This is a genomic window from Bacteroides sp. 2_2_4, assembly GCF_000157055.1.
Lineage (GTDB): Bacteria > Bacteroidota > Bacteroidia > Bacteroidales > Bacteroidaceae > Bacteroides > Bacteroides ovatus.
In genome coordinates, this window is record NZ_EQ973358.1 from 315,779 (window position 1) to 333,861 (window position 18,083).

Here is an 18,083-nt window from a genome sequence, read left to right on the forward strand (position 1 = left end):
AAGGCAATAAAATACGAATATGGATAAGACTGATAAAAATACAATAGAAGAATTGCTTCCCCGTTATTGTGAGGGACTGGCAACGGAAGAAGAGCGTCTGCAGGTTGAGATGTGGATGGATGAGTCGGAAGAAAACCGGCGGATGGCCAAACAGATACATGCTCTTTATCTTGCTACAGATACCGTTCACATCATGACGAAAGTTGACACAGAGAAAGCATTGACAAAGGTGAAAAGTAGAATGACAGGTAACAGACAAAGGAAAACGACATGGTGGGAATGGGCGCAACGTGCGGCAGCAGTGCTGTTCATTCCACTTCTCGTTACTCTGATGGTACAACATTGGGGAGGAAGCGAACAGGAATTGGCACAAATGATGGAAGTGAAAACAAATCCCGGAATGATGACTTCTCTGACATTGCCCGATGGCACATTGGTTTTCCTGAATTCCGAATCTACCTTGAGTTATCCCTCACGCTTCGATAGCGACACGAGAAATGTAACATTGCAGGGAGAGGCTTATTTTGAAGTAGCCAAGAACCCGGAAAAGAAGTTTATAGTTTCTACTTCCCACCAATCACAGATCGAAGTACTGGGAACTCATTTTAATGTAGAGGCTTATGAAAAAGAAGACCGGATTGCAGCAACATTGGTTGAAGGAAAAATAGGTTTTATTTATTCATCTGACAATGGTTCGAAAAAGGTGCTGATGGATCCCGGACAGAAGCTGGTCTATGATACAAGAGACAGTAAAGTGCAGCTTTATGCCACCTCCGGTGAGTCGGAAATAGCTTGGAAAGAGGGAAAGATTATATTTAGAAATACTCCTCTCGAAGAGGGATTACGAATGTTGGAGAAGCGGTATAATGTGGAATTCATTATTAAAAACGACCGTTTGAAAGGAGACTCATTTACAGGTACGTTTACAAATCAACGCCTCGAGCGTATTCTGGAATATTTCCAGCTTTCTTCTCAAATCCGTTGGCGTTATCTTGATTCGCCGGATATAAAAGATGAAAAGAGTAAAATAGAAATATATTGATTGATTAACCTTAAAACAAAAATGCAATGAAAGACAGACCCCCTTAAACAAAAACATACGGGAGGATATTGGCGTATCTTCCCGTATGGAAATCGGTAAATCTTTTTGATGCTTGTTTGGCGACAAGCTTAGATAAACTTTTTATTAACTTTAAGTCATTACAAAATTATGCAAAATTATTTTAGCATCCAATTTTTATGGGTGGTAAAGTCACTTTGGCTAACCTCAAAAAAAATCCCATTATCTATGAGACTATTGGTTTTGTTCTTAGTATGTTCTATTGGGCTGACCTATGCAGCCGATAGTTACGCTCAAAAGGCTTTAATCAGTATTGATGTACGTAATCAGCGGGTGGAGGACATTCTAAAAGAAATTGAAGAGCAGTCTGATTTTGATTTCTTCTTCAATAATAAGCATGTCGATTTGAATCGTCGCGTATCAGTTTCTGCTGATAAAAGCAACATTTTTAGTGTGTTGAAAGAAATCTTTTCCGGTACTAATGTAAAATATTCGGTACTAGACAAGAAGATTATATTATCCATTGAGGCACAGTCTCCTGAACAAGAAAAGAAAATAACCGTATCCGGTACTATATCAGATGCACAGGGGGAGCCGATTATCGGAGCCAGTGTATTAGAAAAAGGAGTACAGGGTAACGGTACGATAACAGATATTGACGGGAACTTCAAAATCTCCGTCTCTTCATCGAAGGCACAGCTCGATATCTCCTATATCGGCTATCAGTCTCAAACGGTTGCCGTGCAACCCGGAAAAAATATGAAAATCATTTTGCAGGAAGATTCCAAACAACTCGATGAAGTGGTAGTGGTGGGTTATGGTACACAGAGCAAGAAGACATTGACCGGTGCCGTTTCTATGGTAAACATGGGAGATGTGGAGATGAATACCGTACCGAATGTATCTCGTGCGTTGGCGGGTAAAGCAGCGGGGTTCCGTGTGAACCAGGTTTCTGCACAACCGGGTGGTGAGGCGAAGTTTCGTATTCGTGGAGAAGCGTCTACCGGTGCTGGTAATGAACCTTTATTTGTAATCGACGGCTTCCCGGTGTCTTCTACTTCCAATTTAAGTTCTGGTAATGGTTTCTATGAATCGGGTAATATTGATAATGTACTGGAATCATTGAATCCGGATGATATTGAATCCATTTCTGTGTTGAAAGATGCTGCTTCCACAGCTATTTATGGTGCGCGTGCCGGACATGGAGTTGTTTTGATTACCACTAAACGTGGTAAAAGTCAAAAGCCCAGAGTGACTTATTCCGGTATGGGGTCGGTGCAGGTAGCTCGTTCCAACTACAAGATGCTTGATACTCGTATGTATATGGATATGTATAATAAACAGATGCATGAAGAGTGGTTAAAGTTGAACGGAATGGGTATTTATGAAGGATATGTTGAGAAGCAGGACACTCCGCCTACTCAATATAAACCCACTTTCAATAATGATGAAATATTGACTGCTAGCGGTACCGATTGGTTGGATGCGGTGATGCGCAATGGATATACGCAACAGCACAATCTTTCTGTGAATGGTGGTACGGAGAAAACTCGTTATCTGGCTTCTGTCAACTATATGAACCAAGAAGGAATTGTCAAGAATAATGGTGTCAGTCGTTTTTCTGCCCGTTTGAATCTGGATCAAGAATTGAGTGAATATGTTTCTTTCGGACTGACTGCTACTTACTCGCAGAATAAGTATGACAATGTTCCTCTGGGAGACAATGCCAATGAATATTCCGGCGTATTGACCGGTGCTATCCAATCCAATCCTACAATTCCTATCTATGACTCTGAAGGAAATTATTTCATTGATCCGAAACGTCCCTTCGTTGCGAATCCGGTGTCTTTGTTGGATATTAAGGATAATACGGTAAAAGACCGGATCATAGGATCTGCATTCGTATCCGTGAAACCGTTGAAAGACTTGGAAGTGAAGTTGCAGTTAGGTGTCGACCGTAGTTTCCAGAAACGTTCCAGCTATTTGCCTAAGACAACTTTGCAGGGAAAGACCAAAAACGGAAGAGCGGATATTTCGCAGGAAACAAGTACTGCCTATCTGATGGAGCTGACAGCTCAATACTCCAAGAGCTTTGGCGATCATAACGTGAAAGCTATTGGTGGTTATTCGTTCCAAAAATTTAAAAATGATGGATTGAGTGCCGGAAATGAAGATTTTCTTGTAGATGGCTTTGGATATAATAGTTTGGGTTCAGGAAATTACAAGAAACCATCTGTAGGTTCATGGGCTTCTATTAACAGTATTGCTTCTTTGTTTGCCCGTGCCAATTACTCGTATAAAGGCAGATATTTACTGGAAGCTACAGTTCGTGCTGATGCTGCTTCCAATTTCGCCCCGGAAAATCGTTGGGGTTATTTCCCGTCCGTATCAGCCGGTTGGATGATAAGTGAAGAAAATTTCATGAAAGGGGCTTCAAACTGGTTGTCTATGTTGAAGTTAAGAACTTCTTATGGACAGACGGGTAACTCTAATGTCGGTTATCGCATTTACGACTATTATGAAGTGGGAAGAAGTGCCATTATCGGAGGTGCAGAATCAACAGGAGTATATGCTTCGGATTTGGGCAACAGGAGCCTGACTTGGGAAACGACTACGGAATTTAATGTAGGTGTGGATCTAGGTATACTCAACAACCGGTTTAAGTTGACAGCCGAATATTTCAAACGTAAGATTACAGACTTGTTGGTGACAAATAAACCATTGCCTTTTTATAATGAAATAAATAAAATAGCGGGTAATATAGGATCAACACAAAGTCAGGGTGTGGAAATCACTGTGAATACGGTGAATATCGTTACTAAAGATTTTGAATGGGATACGACATTAACCTTGTCACATTACAATGACCGTTGGCTGACACGTGACCCGAACTGGAAACCCAAACCTTATGAAAAAGAAAATGATCCGATTCGTGCATGGTGGGAATATGAAGCGCTTGGCATCCTGCAACCGGGAGAAAAAGTTCCAGACGCTCAAAAAGACTTGGTTCCGGGTATGATGAAGTTGAAAGACCGCGATGGAAACGGAGTATTGGGAGATGAGGATAAAGTATATATGGGTAATGGTGATCCTAAAATTATCTACGGTCTGAACAACTCGTTCAGATATAAGAACTTCGACTTGAATATCTATTTCTATGGAGAAGCCGGCAGAAAGAGAGGAGCCAGTTATTATGAGGGCTGGACACGTATGGACAATGGTATCAATGTTTCTACTTATGCCCTGAAAGCTTTTAATAGCAATAACCTGACAGCCACAGATCCGACATTTGTCAGAGGTGGAAGCGGATGGGGGGATTACTATGTGAAATCTATCTATTACGTTCGTTGTGGAAGCATTACATTAGGATATAAAGTGCCTATCAGCCAGAAGATTGCCAAGAATCTCCGTGTATATGTAGACGTGAATAATCCATTTGTGATTACTAACTGGACAGGTCTGGACCCGGAAACGGACAATGGAACCTATGCATATCCGAATGTAACCTCATATAATTTTGGTGTATCAATATCTTTCTAATAAGTGATGAATATGAAAAAGACAATTTATACTGCAATAGCAACTCTCTTGTTCCTCATTTCGTCTTGTACGCTGGAGCAGGAAGTATATAATAAAATTAATCCGGGAATGTTTCCCCAAAATGCTGAAGATGTAAATGCTTTGGTCAATTCGAGTGCTTATTATGTGTTTTCTCCGTGGGGAATTTTTGAAGTAGCGGCAGGCTATGTGACGACTTCGGAAATGGTAACCGATTATGTGGAAAACACTTGGGGATGGACTACCGTATACAATTCGTATGAAGCTAATGACTGGCATATCGACGGTGACTATCGTCGTGTGTATGACTATTCCCAGTATTTGGCTTCCATGACTTTGACAATGGATCGCATCAAGGACGTGAATATGGATGAAACCTTGAAAGCTCGCTATATGGCGGAATTGAAATGCGGACGTGGTTTCCTGGCTTTTCTGATGTATGATATGTATGGTCCGATACCTATCGCCGATCTGGAGACTTTGCAAAAACCGGAAGCAGAGATTGTTATTCCACGTTTGTCGGAAGAAGCTATGCGTGAATACATTGTTTCCAACTTGAAAGATGCAGCTAATGTGTTGCCCTATAAGTATGAAGATACAAATTACGGACGCTTCACCAAAGGATTGGCCAATACATTATTGCTGAAATTCTACATGATGACCAAGCAATGGGATGAGGCGGAGAAAATAGGACGTGAATTGACAAAACCGGAATACGGTTATAAATTGGTAGACGATTATAACTCTCTGTTCTCTTTATCTGGTGAAAAGAATTCGGAAGTCATATTCTCATGTGTGGCCGAGGCCGGTGTGATGGAACAGAAATGGTTCGCTCACGTACTGACTTCTGACTATCCGCTTCCTGCCGGAATGTCGGTGACTGCCTGGGGAGGATTTAAAATATCCTGGCCTGCATACGAATCTTATGATCCTAAAGACAAGAGACGTGAAAGAATTATTGGTGAATATACAGGTACAGAGGGCGTACACCATAGCCGGGCGCTTGACCGTGACGGTGGTACGACAGGTATACTCTTCTACGGTGCAATTCCGGTGAAATATAAAATTGAGGGGGTAGTAGGTGAGAAGTGCGAAATAGATATGCCCATCTATCGTTATGCGGATGTATTGACTTTACTTTCGGAAGCTATCGTTCGCAATGGAAACAGTATCACTCAAGAGGCGATTGGCCTGTTGAATCAGGTGCGGGTTACTCATGGTGGACTAAAAGCTTATCAATTGAGTGATTTTTCATCTGTAGAAGATTTTCTGGATAAATTGTTGGAAGAACGTGGACATGAATTTTATTTTGAAGGAGTGCGTCGTCAGGATTTGATCCGCCACGGAAAATTTATTGAAGCAGCACTTGCCAAAGCAAGATTTGCTGGACAGCCGACAGGTAAAATAGAAACGAAAGTGGATGGACAATATAAATATGAGAAATTCCCGTTGCCTACTCATCTGATTACTGAAGGACAAGGCATTATAATTCAAAATCCCGGTTACTAAAAAATAGATAGCATTATGAAACATTTATTATATAGTCTATTAGGAATCTTGTTGCTTGCCGGATGTAAGGAAGACAAGTACAATGTAATCATTCCGATGTCGGATATTTACTTGAGCGCGCCTCAAGATGGAGCGATCATTGATTTGAATGATTTATCGATTGAGAAATATAGTTTCTCTTGGGAGAAACCTCTGGAAAATGGAGCAAAGCTACTTATTTGTACTGACAGGAAATTCAAAGAACCGGTGATAATTGATGCAGGAAAATCGACTTCTGTTGCGATATCTGCACTGACTGCCGATCAGAGTTTTTCTCAATTGGGAATTAAAGCGGGGCAGGAAGCGGTACTGTATTGGACAGTCAAAGAAACCGGTAATATAACCGCAGCAGCTTCGGAAGCACGCACCATTCGGGTGAAACGTATGACTAGCAAATTAGTGCAGCCGGAAGATTTGACTAAGATTTCTTTGGCTGAAAATGCCCCGGAGACTGCTGTGCAGTTTGAATGGGATACCCAGGAATGGCCTGAATCTATCTCGTACTCGCTTTGTTTCTCACTGGATCCTGAAATGAAACAGACGGTTGCCGAACATAGTGTGGGAGTTGTGAATGGTAAATCATCATTGACTCATGAAGAACTTCAGGCACTGCTCGATAAACTTTCTATCAAACGTTGGACTTCCAATTCTGTGTATTGGAATGTGAAGACTGATGATGGGCAATGGGTGTCACGTTCTTCCGGAGTACTGAATATGACAGAAATGATGCGCTTCATAGATGTTCGTGGAGATGAAAAGATTACTTATCGTGTTGTTCGTATATTTTATAGTGACAAAACATCATTGGTTTGGTTGGCAGATAACCTGCGCGCAACTAAATATGCTGATGGTACAGATATTGAAGCGAATAATTTCAAAAAGACACCTGCATCGCTCGGAGAAGGTAGAGTGAAAGCCTATGGAGTGCATTATCATTACGATATTCGTGATAAGATAGCACCTAAGGGATGGCGTTTGCCGACCATACAGGAATATAAGAATTTGTTTGCAGAAGCCGGAACTGCCGAAGGTCAATGGAATGTATTGAAAGATCCTGAATATTATGAATCAGTAAAAGGACAGGCGCATTTGAACGACTGGAAATTCAATTTGTGTGCTTCCGGTCAATGGAGCGGTGATGCAATCACTAATCATACCGGACCGTACTGTTATCTGTTGGTCACTGATGATATGTCTCATCAATGTATTCTTCATGATGGAGGGGCAACATTGTGGAGTCCTTGGACAACCGGTGCTCCTGCACGTTTTATCTACAATGAAAATTAATCGGGTGAAAATTAAAAGTATATCAATCATGTTAATCAATATAAAGAAAACTATGACCATATTATCTACCTTATTATTAGGTATTATGTGTAGCTTTTGTTCTGATACAATAGATGTATATGCGGGACAATATGGAGAAGAAGACGGAACGAGTGAACCGGAAACTCCGGAGGTAACAGGAAATATTGTACCGATCGAGTCGCTAAGGAATCCCGATAGGGGATTCCACTTGGAATGTAATTTGCTTGCCGACCAAATGAAAAGTCCATATAATGATTATGAGGTTTATGGCAATGATTTGTATACGAAGAAAGTAGAGCAATTTGATGCAAAGGACGACAACCTGACTCTTGTACAGCAATATATCTACTTAACTAACTGGGTGAGTAAAGACCTGGATGCTGAAGCTCTGTCGAATATCCGCAAGATATTCGAGTTGATGAAAGCGCAGGGGTATAAAGCCATTCTTCGTTTTGCATACAATCACGCCGGACTGAATACTTCCGGTGGCGAATCCAAACAATGGATTCTTCGGCACATCGAGCAACTTACTCCTCTTTTGAATGAATACATTGGACAAATTGCTACCATGCAGGTTGGTTTTATCGGTGCTTGGGGAGAGTGGCATACTTCTCCGTTGATGAATGACCAGAGTGCGAAGAATGCAATCGTCAGTGCTTTATTGAGAGCCTTGCCTGCACCTTATTGTGTAGAAATGCGTTATCCGAATCATAAGAAAGCGTTGACACTGGAACAGGAAGGATCTCGTGGACGCATCGGATATGCGAATGATTATTTTACAGCCGGCGAACATCCGCTTGCACCGGGCAATGACTTTGTTCCTAATACGGATGATTACAAGCAGATAACGGAAGAGGTGAAAGTGAACAATTTCTATATGAGTGGTGAGATCCCTTATAATGAGGATACAGAATGGGGATTGGCAGAGTTGATTAGTCCGATAAAATCACTGCGTATTTTGCGCGAACACCGTTACTCGGCATTTGATGTGACGCAAAACTATGATTTGAATATCATGAGTTGGAAACGGGTAAAGGTAAATCCCGCTTTATTAAATGATAATCACATTCTGTTTGATGAGAGTTACTTCAAAGATGAGGAGGGCAATGAAGTTGTCCGTTCATTCTATGATTTTGTACGCGACCATTTGGGCTATCGTCTGAATCTTCAAAGTGAATCGAAAGTAGAAGCAAAAGGTGGAAACTTGGAATACGATCTGACGATTACAAATACCGGTTTTGCTACGGTGATTAATCCGAAAGAGGTATATCTCGTATTGGTTTCCGAAAGCGGCCAGGTAGTGAAAGAATTCAAACTGGATGTGGATCCTAAAACCTGGATTCCGGCTACCGAACAGGAACCGAATCAGGCTGCGAAATACACTATCAAAGGAAGTGTGGCAGCCGGTGTGAGCGGAACCTATAAAGTGGGAATCTGGATGCCCGAAAAAGTAGCCGATTGGAAATACAATTCGGTATATGCCATTAAGTTTGCTAAAACAGAGAATGTGACTCATTGGTATGATGATGCAGACAAATATGCCGTGAACCTGTTCGGAACAGTTACATTCTAAAAATAAATTGATGAATACTTCCGACCGTATAGAACAGATCTCATGTTGCGGTCGGAGTATTTGAAACTCACATCTTATTTGAATGAAGATGAACAAAAATCATAAAACCGTACTTGTTATACTTAACATCATAGTATCATTTCTAATTTCATCCTGTTCCTCCCCCAAGGAACAGGTTAGAATAGGAAATGGTACTTTTACTATCGAGGGAAAGGATATTCAGTTGATTTGTGGAGAAATGCACTATCCCCGCATTCCGCACGAGTATTGGCGCGACCGCCTGAAGAGAGCGCGTGCGATGGGTCTGAATACGGTGTCTGCCTACGTCTTCTGGAACTTCCATGAACGTCAGCCGGGAGAGTTTGACTTCAGTGGACAGGCTGATATTGCGGAATTTATCCGTACGGCACAGGAAGAGGGACTGTATGTGATTCTTCGTCCCGGTCCGTATGTATGTGCAGAATGGGATTTCGGAGGTTACCCGTCGTGGCTGCTGAAAGAAAAGGATATGACTTATCGCAGTAAAGATCCGCGTTTTCTGTCCTATTGTGAACGATATATCAAAGAGCTTGGCAAACAACTGTCTCCTTTGACCATCAATAATGGAGGTAATATTATTATGGTGCAGGTGGAGAATGAATATGGATCGTATGCAGCGGATAAAGGGTATCTTGCCGCTATCCGCGATATGATTAAAGAAGCAGGGTTCAATGTTCCGCTATTTACCTGCGACGGTGGTGGACAAGTGGAAGCCGGACATACTGAGGGCGCACTGCCTACATTGAACGGAGTGTTTGGTGAAGATATATTCAAAGTGATAGATAAGTATCAAAAGGGCGGTCCCTATTTTGTAGCGGAGTTTTATCCGGCCTGGTTTGATGAGTGGGGCAGACGACATTCCTCTGTTGCTTATGAACGTCCCGCCGAACAGCTGGACTGGATGTTGAGCCACGGTGTTTCTGTCAGCATGTATATGTTTCATGGTGGTACAAACTTTGAGTATACCAATGGAGCCAATACCGGAGGCGGTTATCAGCCCCAGCCCACAAGCTATGATTATGACGCTCCCTTGGGTGAATGGGGAAATTGTTATCCCAAATATCATGCATTCAGGGAAGTGATTCAGAAATACCTGCCTGCGGGAACAGTACTGCCGGAAGTTCCAGAAGATAATCCGACTACCACTTTTGCAACAGTCGAATTAAAGGAGAGTGCTTCATTGAGAACTGCATTTCATCAGACTACCCAGTCCGAAAATGTGCTGTCGATGGAAGATTTGGGAGTTGATTTCGGATATATTCATTATCAGACCACACTTCAAAAAGCGGGAAAACAGAAACTTGTCATACAGGATTTGCGTGACTATGCTGTGATCCTGATAGATGGTAAGCAGGTAGCCAGCCTGGATCGTCGTTACAATCAGAACAGTATGACCTTGAATGTGTCGAAGACACCTGCCACACTGGAGATTCTGGTAGAAAATACCGGACGTGTCAACTATGGCCCCGATATACTGTTTAACCGGAAAGGTATCACCAGCCAAGTTTTGTGGGGAAATGAAAAGTTGACCGGATGGTCTATTACTCCATTGCCTCTGTATAAAGAAAAAGTTTCGGAAATGGAGTTTGGCGAAACCATCAAAGGCGTTCCTGCTTTCCATAAAGGAACGTTTACAGTAGAGAAGAAAGGTGATTGCTTTGTGGATATGAGTCAATGGGGCAAAGGTGCTGTCTGGGTAAATGGCAAATCTCTGGGACGTTTCTGGAATATCGGCCCTCAACAAACACTCTATCTGCCCGCTCCATGGCTGAAAGAGGGAGAAAATGAAATTGTAGTGTTTGAAATGGAAGATACGGGTAAGCGTGTTTTGCAAGGATTGAATCAACCCATTCTGGATAGTTTGGGTATTGATAAGAATTATCAGAAAGGCCAGCGTCGTGCAGTGGTAGGCACTCCGATTCTGGAAGACGGTGATCTTGCATTAAAAACTACTTTGCAGGAGACTAATGAGTGGCAGTCATTCGATTTACCGGTTGCGACTACTCTTCGCCACTTCTGTATAGAGACTCTGTCTTCCTACACAGAGGATAATCAGGCCTGCATTTCGGAAGTGGAACTGATAGATGATAAGGGACAGCCGATTGACAAAACTAAATGGGAAGTCGTTTATGTAAGCAGCGAACAAGCTGATAAGAACTTGGGAATAGCAGAAAACCTGTTTGATGGAGATATCTCTTCTTTCTGGCATACGAATGCGGCTGTGGAGTCTAACCATCCTCACCGGGTTATTATAGACCTGAAAGAAATTTATAAGGTTTCGGCTTTTCGCGTGAAAGTTCGTAAAGGTTCATTCTTATCAGGAAAGGTGAAAGATATAAATATATATGGTCGTCCACAATTCTTCTTATTTCATTGAATAAAACGTAGTAAATAGATAAAATACGACTCTTAATTATTATATTTGACAAACTGTAAATAAAACTATGTATACACGTCTTTTATTCATTCTATTATTGGGGGCTACATGGATGTGTAGCTGCCAAACCGAACAGTCTCCTGTCAATACATTGGCAGATCGTGTGACGGAAGGTACTTCGAAAGATCGAATTCTTTTTCGGATGATTGCTGATGAAAACAATCCGTTAAAAGATTATTTTGAAATATCTTCTGAAGACGGTAAAGTGCTGATAACCGGAAACTCTGATTTGTCTCTGGCTACGGGGTTGAACTGGTATCTGAAATATGTAGCCGGTATTCATCTTTCCTGGAATAATCTTTCGCAGAAGTTACCGGAAATACTACCGCTTCCACAAGAAAAGATACGTAAGGAGACATCCATGCAGAACAGATATTATCTGAACTATTGCACTTATTCTTATTCCATGGTTTTCTGGGATTGGGAGCGTTGGGAAAAAGAAATAGACTGGATGGCAATGCATGGCATCAATATGCCTTTGAGCATCACCGGAATGGAGGTGGTCTGGTACAATTTGCTGAAACGTTTGGGATACACAACAGAAGAAGTCAATGAATTTATTTCCGGCCCGGCCTTTATGGCTTGGTGGCAAATGAATAATCTGGAGGGTTGGGGTGGACCGAATCCCGATAGCTGGTATCAGCAACAAGAAGCGCTTCAGAAGAAGATCGTAGCCCGTATGCGGGAGTTGGGTATTGAGCCTGTATTCCCCGGATATGCTGGAATGGTTCCCCGTAACATCGGTGAAAAACTCGGTTATCAGATTGCTGATCCCGGTAAGTGGTGCGGATTCCCCCGTCCGGCTTTCCTTTCTACGGAAGATGAACACTTCGATTCTTTTGCCGCTATGTATTATGAGGAATTGGAGAAACTCTATGGAAAAGCCAACTATTACAGCATGGATCCATTTCATGAGGGAGGTAACACGGAAGGAGTAGACTTGGCGAAAACCGGTGCTTCCATTATGGCAGCTATGAAGAAAGCCAATCCGGAGGCTGTTTGGATTATTCAGGCCTGGCAGGCAAATCCTCGGGAAGAAATGATTGCTTCTCTTAATCAGGGAGATTTGCTCGTTTTAGATTTATATAGTGAGAAACGTCCCCAATGGGGAGATCCGGATTCCATGTGGTATCGGGAAAAGGGCTTTGGCAAACACGACTGGCTTTATTGTATGTTGCTGAATTTTGGAGGTAATGTTGGTTTGCACGGCCGGATGAATCAGCTGGTGAACGGGTATTATGATGCTTGTGCACACACTAATGGGAAAATGTTGCATGGAGTAGGAGCAACCCCGGAGGGCATAGAGAATAATCCGGTGATGTTCGAACTCCTTTATGAACTTCCTTGGCGTGAAGAACGCTTTTCTTCCGATGAATGGTTGCAGACTTACTTGAAAGCTCGTTATGGCAGAGAAGTTTCACCGGAAATAATGGAGGCTTGGCGTGCATTGGAATACACCGTTTACAATGCTCCGAAAGATTATCAGGGTGAAGGAACCATTGAGTCTTTGTTATGTGCCCGTCCGGGTTTCCATCTGGATAGAACTTCCACTTGGGGATATTCCAAACTATTTTATGCTCCCGATTCTACTGCAAAGGCAGCCCGGCTATTTACTTCCGTTGCCGACCAGTATAAAGGAAACAACAATTTTGAGTATGACTTGGTAGACATCGTACGTCAGAGTAATGCCGATAAAGGAAATGTGTTACTTGAAGAAATATCACAGAGCTATGACCGAAAGGACAAAGAGGATTTCCGCAAACAAACACAGCAATTCCTGGACTTGATATTGGCACAGGATCGTTTGTTATCTACCCGGAAAGAATTTTCCGTTTCCTCTTGGTTGAATGCAGCTCGTTCTCTGGGAACTACAGAAGAAGAAAAGCGATTGTACGAATGGAATGCTTCCGCATTAATCACAGTCTGGGGAGATAGCATTGCTGCCAATCAAGGCGGACTACATGATTATTCGCATCGGGAATGGAGTGGACTTTTGAAAGACTTGTATTATCAGTGTTGGAAAGCCTTCTTTGAGCAGAAACAGGCGGAGCTGGATGGGAAGCCTGCAGGACAGGAAATAAACTTCTATGGGATGGAGAAAGCCTGGGCAGAGAAGAGTAAGGCACAGACATTGAAGAACTAAATAAAAGCAAGTGATATATAAGTAATATGCACGTAATATATAGCCGGGTATGAAATATTATCCGGCTATATTTGTCTTAGAACCCTTTCATAAAGAATTTCTAATTTCATTGCTAATAGGAAAATTCTTATATTTGCTGCAACTAATACTTAAACACCATAGTTGCAAATGGAATTTACAGAAGAGCAAATACTGTTGAGAGCTTTGTCACGAGGAGATGAGAAAGCTTTTGAGGTTTTGTTTATGCGTTATTTCCCGAGAGTAAAACGTTTTATATCCGGTTTGCTTCAGGATGATATAACGGCAGAGGATTTTGCACAAGATATTCTCCTCAAACTATGGCAGAAGCGTGAGGAGATGGCAAAAATCGAAAATCTGAATGCCTACCTTTATCGGACTTCCCGGAATGCTGTGTACCAGCATTTACGACATATACTTTTGGTGAATGAATATGGAGAAAAGCAACAGGAGAATCTTTCCCGTCAGCAGAATGAGGGTGCGGGAAACATCGAAGAAAATATGTTTGCTGAAGAATTACTGTTGTTGATACAGCATACGGTAGAGCAAATGCCCGCCCAACGAAAAAGAATTTATGAGATGAGCCGTAAAGAAGGCAAAAACAATGATGAGATAGCGCAACTGCTTGCAATAAACAAACGGACTGTAGAAAACCATCTCACACAAGCATTGGCTGATATCCGCAAGATGCTGAAGCACTTTTATCTTTTCTAAATAAAACCACTTCCTATTGACAAAAACTCTTCTTTTATTCTCCTTTCTCAAAAAAAGTAGAAAAAATAGCTTTTAGACTGTGTGTGTATTCTATCTCGTGCATCTTATTAATAAACGGATAAAATCATGAAGAAGAAAAGCATATCAGAACTAATACATTTTTTTGTTCGCCATCCCCTGCAAAACTCCTTGCAGATGAAGTTTTGGCGTTGGCTGGTTTCTCCTGCTGATGCAGAAGATAAAGAAGAAGCTATACAGGAAGAGTGGATGAATATCATCGCTGAACCTGATGAGGCTACCCGGCGTTCATGGTATGAGGTCCGGCGTAAAGCGGGACTTGCAAATCCGATAATAAAACCGCATTGGGAAATCAAACCACTTCTTCGCATTGCTTCTATGATATTAATCCCCTTATTTTCAGTGCTATTATCGTGGTATTATATAAATGATTATACTGATTCTTGCAAATTGGTAGAATATATTGTTCCCATGGGTGAACGGGGAGAATTGACTTTGCCGGATGGGACAAAGGTACAGATCAATTCGGAGAGCAGTATCATTTACCCGAAAAGCTTTCGAGGCGATACACGTACTGTTTATCTTTCCGGAGAGGCGAATTTTGATGTCCATAAGGATAAGAAACATCCGTTTATTGTCAAGACATCTTTGTTATCAGTTCGTGCTTTAGGTACGAAGTTTAATATACAGGCATATTCGGAAGACAGGAAAACGATTACAACTCTTGAAAATGGAAAAGTGCAAATCAATAACCTGCTGGCACCAGACAGCTGTTTTATTCTTACTCCCGGTGAACAACTTGAATACAATCACCTGACTAAGAATTATGAAAAACGAAAAATAGATGTGATGATGGCTTCCGGTTGGACACGTGGTGAATTGAATTTTGTCGATTGCCATCTGGAGGATATTCTGAACACATTGGGACGACATTATAATGTAGAAATAAAGGCAGAACCGCATTTATACACAAATGATTTATATACCATTAAGCTTAGAAAGGGCGAACCTCTTCAAGCAGCAATTCATATTGTAACAATGACCGTCGGAGGTATGGAAAGCAAGGTCACAGACAATAAGGTTGTGATACTGACAGCTGCTTCACCGGCGAATAAGAGTAAGAAAGGAGGTACCCATCCGTAAAAAGGTTGGACAAAACTGATCCTTTTGTCCAACCCGAAATAAATACCGTTATCATTTAAAATTTTAGGAAATAGTGAACCTTAAATGTAGTATTCATTTAATATACAAAAGTATGAATTTTAATTCTTATTTTACTATAAAACATACCAGTAATTTGCGTATTTTATTGTTAACCTTATTCTTTATAGTCCCTTTGGGTACTATCTATGGGCAGAATCAGTTGATTACTATTGCCGGAAAAAACATAACTTTGTTGAAAGCTTTTGATGCTATTGAAAGTCAGACTCAATTAAGCATTACTTATAGTCGGACTAAAATAGATGTGAATCGGACATTGAGTGTTGATTTTAAGAAACAAAAACTCTCTATTGTTTTGGATAAGTTGCTCGCGGGAACGGGGTTTACTTACAAGATAGAAAAAGGGTATATCGTTCTGGTTCCCGTACCGGTAAAACAAGAGCAAACGGAAGCAACTTCGAAAAAGATACAAGGAGTGATTGTAGATACGAATGGAGATCCGGTGATTGGTGCCAGTATTCAGGAGAAAGGAGTGGCCGGGAAAGGTACAGTGTCTGATTTGGATGGAAAATTTAACCTGTCAGTTGCGTCAAATGCTGTATTACTGATTTCATATATCGGTTTTCAGTCTCTTGAAGTAAAGGTGGGAAATCGGACAAGCTTGTCTTTGGTATTAAAAGAAGATCATCAGTTGCTGGATGAAGTAGTCGTTATCGGTTATGGAACAATGGAGAAACGTGCTGTGACCAGCTCCATTACTTCCATATCTTCAAAAGATTTAGTGACTGGATTGGGAGGCTCTACCATTGCGACTGCTCTGAAAGGAAAAATCTCCGGTATGAATGTTTCTGAAACTTCCAGTCCGAATGCCTCTGCTAGTTTCCAGCTTCGTGGGGTAGCTTCCATCAATGCTTCTTCTTCCCCTTTGATTGTGATAGACGGAATTCCTGGTGGTGATTTGCGTTCTATCAGTCAGGAAGATATTCAATCCATTGATGTTTTGAAGGATGCCTCTGCAGGTGCTATTTACGGAACAAGGGCAGCTGGTGGTGTCATTCTCGTGACTACCAAGAAAGCGAAAGAAGGTCCTATCACATTATCATATACAGGCGAGCTGTCCACCGAACAAGTTTCCAGAAGACCACAGGTCCTGGATCGCGATGCTTTCGTGAGGTTCGGTGTAGGAACAGATTTGGGAGCGTCTACCGATTGGTACGGTGAACTTTTAAATGAGGGAGCACTTTCCCAGCGCCATGTTGTCACCCTTTCGGGAGGGGGACATACAGCCAGAATATATGCCACTATTATGGCACAGGATCAGAAAGGTATTGCGATAGGCGATAATCGTAAAGATTATTCGGGGCGTATCAATGCAAACTTTAATCTTCTCAATGACTTGCTGGAAATAGGCTTACATACAGAATATCGTGAAGCACATCGGGATCAGCGGAGCAGTAGTTCCTGTTTCGACATGGCATTGAAGATGAATCCAACGGAACATGTTTATGATAGTACTAGTGAAACAGGCTACAATGTATTGGTTGGTGGTAGTGAATATTACAATCCATTAGCGGAAGTTATGCTCAAGCAGACGGATAATGTTGATAAATGGCTCAAGGCGGATGCTACGGTAAAGCTCAATCTGCCTGCCGGATTTTCGGCACAAGCCACTCTCGGATGGGAAGATCGCCAGTATCAGCAGACGCATTATGTATCCGCATTACACAGAACATCTTTGAATGGAAGTTATAAAGGAAAGGGATTTCACGGATATAGTAAAACAGTAAATGTTTCTTTTGAACCTACCATTAATTTCATGCGTGTTTTTGCAGATGACCATACGGTTAGTGCGGTGGCCGGATATAGCTATTGGGAAAACAATTCTGAAAATTTTGATATGTCTAACTATGATTTCCCTGTGGATGGAGTAGGAGCTTGGGATATGGGAACAGGCAGCTGGCTTTCTGATGGAAAAGCAGCTATGTCTTCTCACAAATATCCTCGTGAACGTCTTATCTCCTTCTTTGGTCGGGCGAATTATAGCTATAAAGATCGCTATATGGTTACCGGAAGTGTTCGTCATGAGGGATCTTCCAAATTTGGAAAGAATCATCGCTGGGGAACATTCTGGGCTGTATCAGGTGGATGGCGTATATCCAATGAAGCCTTTCTGCATGATGTCAGTTTTCTTGATGACCTCAAAGTACGTGTCGGTTATGGTGTGACGGGAAATAACAATTTCTCTGCAGGAGCATCCACAGCCATGTACTCCTCCAATTCAATGTGGCCTTATAACGGTACATGGATCACTTCTTATGGACCGGCTCGTAATGTCAATAATGACTTGCATTGGGAAAAGAAAGCAGAGCTTAACATCGGTTTGGATTATGCGTTTCTGAATAACCGGCTTTTTGGAAAGTTCGATATATATAAAAGAAGAGTTTCCGGAATGTTATACAATATCAGTGTACCCAATCCTCCCGCCGTTTACGAGAAAACGACCATG

Annotated in this window: 10 protein-coding genes; all 10 read left to right on the forward strand. The window is 41.7% G+C overall.

Annotated elements, in window-relative coordinates:
* The first annotated feature begins 19 nt into the window (after positions 1 to 19).
* A complete protein-coding gene (locus BSCG_RS18265) occupies positions 20 to 1,042 on the forward strand; it encodes a FecR family protein (RefSeq protein ID WP_004304641.1) in 1,023 nt (340 codons plus the stop codon).
* Between the two features lie 168 nt (positions 1,043 to 1,210).
* Positions 1,211 to 4,600, forward strand: coding sequence for a TonB-dependent receptor (locus tag BSCG_RS18260; RefSeq protein ID WP_008775515.1), 3,390 nt, complete (start codon positions 1,211 to 1,213; stop codon positions 4,598 to 4,600).
* A gap of 12 nt (positions 4,601 to 4,612) precedes the next feature.
* On the forward strand, positions 4,613 to 6,127 hold the full coding sequence (locus tag BSCG_RS18255; protein WP_004325012.1) for a RagB/SusD family nutrient uptake outer membrane protein: 1,515 nt from the start codon (positions 4,613 to 4,615) through the stop codon (positions 6,125 to 6,127).
* Positions 6,128 to 6,142: 15 nt separating this feature from the next.
* The gene (locus tag BSCG_RS18250) at positions 6,143 to 7,453 is read left to right on the forward strand and encodes a SusE domain-containing protein (protein ID WP_008775516.1); all 1,311 of its coding nucleotides are present in this window, start codon (positions 6,143 to 6,145) and stop codon (positions 7,451 to 7,453) included.
* Positions 7,454 to 7,481: 28 nt separating this feature from the next.
* Positions 7,482 to 9,047, forward strand: coding sequence for a DUF4874 domain-containing protein (locus tag BSCG_RS18245; protein WP_004325013.1), 1,566 nt, complete (start codon positions 7,482 to 7,484; stop codon positions 9,045 to 9,047).
* An 88-nt stretch (positions 9,048 to 9,135) separates the two neighbouring features.
* Complete coding sequence (locus tag BSCG_RS18240) at positions 9,136 to 11,463, forward strand: beta-galactosidase (protein ID WP_022199121.1); 2,328 nt, start codon at positions 9,136 to 9,138, stop codon at positions 11,461 to 11,463.
* Between the two features lie 67 nt (positions 11,464 to 11,530).
* A complete protein-coding gene (locus BSCG_RS18235) occupies positions 11,531 to 13,666 on the forward strand; it encodes an alpha-N-acetylglucosaminidase (RefSeq protein WP_004309819.1) in 2,136 nt (711 codons plus the stop codon).
* Between the two features lie 168 nt (positions 13,667 to 13,834).
* Positions 13,835 to 14,398 carry an RNA polymerase sigma-70 factor gene (locus BSCG_RS18230; protein ID WP_004304646.1) on the forward strand — a complete coding sequence of 188 codons (564 nt, stop codon included), beginning with the start codon at positions 13,835 to 13,837 and terminating at the stop codon, positions 14,396 to 14,398.
* A 126-nt stretch (positions 14,399 to 14,524) separates the two neighbouring features.
* Positions 14,525 to 15,559: a FecR family protein gene (locus BSCG_RS18225; RefSeq protein WP_004301865.1), complete on the forward strand. Its 1,035-nt coding sequence runs from the start codon at positions 14,525 to 14,527 to the stop codon at positions 15,557 to 15,559.
* Positions 15,560 to 15,671: 112 nt separating this feature from the next.
* The coding region (locus BSCG_RS18220) for a SusC/RagA family TonB-linked outer membrane protein (protein ID WP_008775517.1) at positions 15,672 to 18,083 on the forward strand (2,412 nt) is incomplete at its 3' end.